Raw genomic sequence first — 3,580 nt, forward strand, 5'->3', positions numbered from 1 at the left:
CCCGGGCCCGGGCGCGGTGGCAGCGCGCGCGGCAGCGGCTCGCGCGGCGTGGCGTCGTCGGGGTCGTCCGGGCGCAGCGCCTGCACCAGCTCGAGCAGGTGCCGGGCGCCGTGGATCTCGATGCCTGGGACCAGCGCGGCCTCTTCGGCATTCGCCGCCGGCAGCACCAGCGCGCGCGCGGGCGTGCCCTGTGTCTGCAGCGCGAGCGCCATCGCCAGCGCGCCGCGCACCGGCCGCAGGTCGCCGGCGAGCGACAACTCGCCGGCGAACTCGAAGCGCGCGAGGCGTTGCAGGTCGAGCCCGCCCTGCGCCGCGACGATGCCGAGCGCGATCGGCAGGTYGAAGCGGCCCGACTCCTTCGGCAGGTCGGCCGGCGCCAGGTTCACGGTGATGCGCTTGTTGTGCGGGAAGGCCAGGCCGCTGTTCTGCAGCGCGGCACGCACCCGCTCGCGCTATGTCGATCAATCGACTCCACACACAAACAAGTCACTCCGCAATCCGGGCCTTGTGAAAACAAGGGCTTAGCCCAGCCTCGTCCAACCACTCCGCAATGAAGCGCATGACGCATTCCTCCCAACAGCCTGGAGACGCTCGATGGACCTCGATCGAACACGAGTGCTAGAGCTCAGATTGCCAAGCCCAGCATCCGAAACTGAGACGTTGTTCTCAATCTGCGCCCGCTATCACCGTCTATCAGGTAGGTCAGACAGCAAGTCCACCGCTGTCGAGCTCTTGGGACACCGCCGCGCGTCGAGCCTCCACGACTTTCCGGTCGGCCTCGGTCATCTTGAGCAGGTGAGCGGCGGCGCAATTCGCCCCTCGCTGGAGCTCTTGAGGCAGCGCACGGTGCTGGCTGCTGTCTGGCCGTTCACCGATCGGGGCTGGCAAGACAAGGTCTTGCGTCAGTCGACTCTAGCGCCGATGAAGGGCGTGCAACAGGCGCCCGGGATGAGGTGGAACGCGCTGCCGAACCGGATCTTTCTGCGGCATTGCCGGGACTGCCTGGATGAGGACCTGAGGAAGGGCGTTCCAGTCTGGCGCAATGAGCAACAGTGGCCCGGGATGTGGGCTTGCCTGAGGCATAGCGCGCCGCTTGCGTCGCTCGATCTCCGCGCTGGTTCGAATGAATGGGCATTGCCCAGCGAGCCGGCATCCACACGCCGTTCGCATGACCTGTCGAAGGAAAGCTTGACCATTTTGTTGAACTTGGCGCGGGCCGTGGTCTGGCTCAGCTCCAAGACAACGCTCTCTGTACCTGCCTTAGGCGTGCTGGTCCGCAGTCGCCTCGCCCAAACTGGGTTTGCAATCACCGACATCACAACAACCTCCGCGGACCTCAATCGATTCAACGAACTGCGAGTCCTCAGGCTTGTCGCCACAGGCGCTGCACATTTTGCGAGCCTGCCGCACGACGCGCGCTGGATCCGAGAGGTCCTTGTTGACCGGCGCGCCACGCATCCAACGAAGTGGGCCATCTTGCTTAGTTCGTCCGGCCCATGCGACTCGGTTTCCTTGGATGCGGAGTACGCGGAAGCCGCAGGCCGTGTGACGGTGCACGGCCTGACCGGCATTCCAGCTGCGCGACGCAGCCGAGCTCCCCAGCGCCTCTACGAGGCGCTGCGCTTCCACCACTTCTTGGCTGACGCCTGCAAGGCCTGCGACATGACTAGGGATGAGGCGGAGCGCTGGGTACGCCGTGACAAGGCTCTGCATGAGATGTGGCGCGAGGCCAAGTTGGCGCGTCGAAAGGCCGAATCACGCCTCGCCGTGCTCGCGTTCCGCGAGGCAGATCCGAATGCACTGCGCAGCGACTACTTCCAGAAGTGCGGTCCGCACGTGAGGTGGTTGCAGCTCAATGACAAGTCTTGGATCGAGGCCAACCTGCCGACTGGCGTGGCCTACCTCTCGCCACAGCGGCGGCTTGACTTGTAGGAGTCGCATTTTTGCAACGTTCACATACCGTCGCGTAGTTGATATCTCATTTGCTGCTGCTATTCGCGCCGCACGCAGAGGTGAACACAGAGAAATGGAGATTTATTTGATGGTTTTCTAGATATTCAATACACCACTGGAGTCTACAAGACTCCGTGTAACTCGAAACAACCGTTTGACTTCTCCACTGAAATCTACAGAATCGATTCTCAACGAGATCTTGTTTCTCTTGCTGTTGATTCGTGGACGAAGGAGCGTGAGGGATCTCGTCATGAAAAAAGAAACCAAGGTATTAAAAACTTTTCAAGAAGCCCGAGGCGATTTTCGCAGCCGCGGCATCACCATCGCAAATTGGGCAAAGGAAAACGACTTTGAAATCAAGCTCGTCTATGCGGTTCTGGCCGGGGAGCGAAAGTGCTACCGGGGCGAATCGCACCGCATCGCAGTTGCGTTGGGCATCAAGGAGGATCTATGAGATCGTTCTACGGATTAAACGACCGCCATAAAGACGAATGCCCACGAGTTGCAGCTCGCAGGCATTCTATGCACACCCGGCGGGGACCAAGGCGTTGACACAATAGCAATCCTATCGCGCATTCGCGTGTAGTCAATCCCCGCTTAGTCTCATTTTGTAGATTCGCGTCGACGCGAGGAATTCGCTCGGCCCGAAAGCGGGGAAACCATGTCAGCCAAGAAATCGATGGTGCCTGTAGGGGCGCCATGGACCACTTTTGCCAAGAAAAAGTCCCATTCACAGGAAGTACAAGCCCTCAAGAAGCTACCAGCGAGAGACATTCATTCGCAAGAGGAGTTCATCCGGCCCTTCTGCGTATGTCTGATGGATCACGCGGTACTAAACGTGGTCCTCGTGACCGATCGCCTAACAGGATCCGTCATCTGCTCAGACGTCTATGAACGCCGCCTGAATCGAGGGCAGCCATGAGCAAGTGGCATCTCGATCGGCTGTGCTCGCAGCTCTTCATCGTGACTTCCAAGAGATCAGCAAAGCGGTCGCAACTGCGGCTGGCTTTTGAGCAGAACGGTGGCGAGTTTCAGTTGGCGGAGAGCAATGGTGAGCTGATGGTGTTCCTAGCATCATTGGTCAACAAGCCGCAGGACAACCCTGCCTTGCGTTCTCCAGAGCCGCATGCCGGTGGTCGAAAGCGGGCGATGGCATGAATGCCTCTTCCAGAAAGCGCATGTCCGGCCAGGGCGCGGGCGCTGACTACACGGCTTCCATCCAAGTCAAGCGTGGCGGGTTCAGCTCGCGAGGACGATCGCATGTTGTGCCAAGCCCAATTTTTCGTGGGACAGGTCGAGCACACGATCTCCTCAGTGATCTCGAACGTTGCGTCTTCATGGCAATCCTGACCTGGCGGCCGCGCGATGTCCAGGAGCAGTTCCTTCTAGGGATGAGCTGATCAATTCAATGTCTGGAGCCGACAGCTTCTCTGCGAATGCATTGCACCGCGGCGAGCGCACGTTTGCGTGGATTTCGAATGATTGGCGAGCTCGTCTTAACCTTCAGGGCGCACTGACCCCTGCAGGCCTGAGCAGCGGCCTCTTGGCGATCATGAGGTTGGCCAGCGCGAACAGGCTGTACATGCGCGCCCCGTTCTTGGCCAGCCCGCGATAGCTGACCTTCTTG

3 protein-coding genes and 2 pseudogenes are annotated in these 3,580 nt (G+C 60.3%); 3 read left to right on the top strand and 2 right to left on the bottom strand.

All coding sequences use genetic code 11. The annotated features are described in order from the left end of the window. Positions 1–452, bottom strand: a pseudogene (locus AC1DXV_RS32705) (magnesium chelatase domain-containing protein); the annotation flags it as partial. Between the two features lie 142 nt (positions 453–594). Between AC1DXV_RS32705 and AC1DXV_RS32710 the strand changes: the two are divergent. From AC1DXV_RS32710 to AC1DXV_RS32720, 3 genes are all read left to right on the top strand, one after another. Beyond that, positions 595–1,932 (top strand): TniQ family protein, encoded by a 1,338-nt coding sequence (locus AC1DXV_RS32710; protein WP_477937653.1) that lies wholly within the window; start codon positions 595–597, stop codon positions 1,930–1,932. A 271-nt stretch (positions 1,933–2,203) separates the two neighbouring features. Next, positions 2,204–2,407 carry a DNA-binding protein gene (locus AC1DXV_RS32715; protein WP_457334905.1) on the top strand — a complete coding sequence of 68 codons (204 nt, stop codon included), beginning with the start codon at positions 2,204–2,206 and terminating at the stop codon, positions 2,405–2,407. 464 nt (positions 2,408–2,871) lie between these two features. Further along, on the top strand, positions 2,872–3,111 hold the full coding sequence (locus tag AC1DXV_RS32720) for a hypothetical protein (RefSeq protein WP_457334903.1): 240 nt from the start codon (positions 2,872–2,874) through the stop codon (positions 3,109–3,111). A 345-nt stretch (positions 3,112–3,456) separates the two neighbouring features. Here AC1DXV_RS32720 and AC1DXV_RS32725 read toward each other — a convergent pair. Next, positions 3,457–3,580 (bottom strand): annotated as a pseudogene (locus tag AC1DXV_RS32725) (IS5/IS1182 family transposase); the annotation flags it as partial.

It is taken from the genome of Rhizobacter sp. P3_C12, from assembly GCF_056402735.1.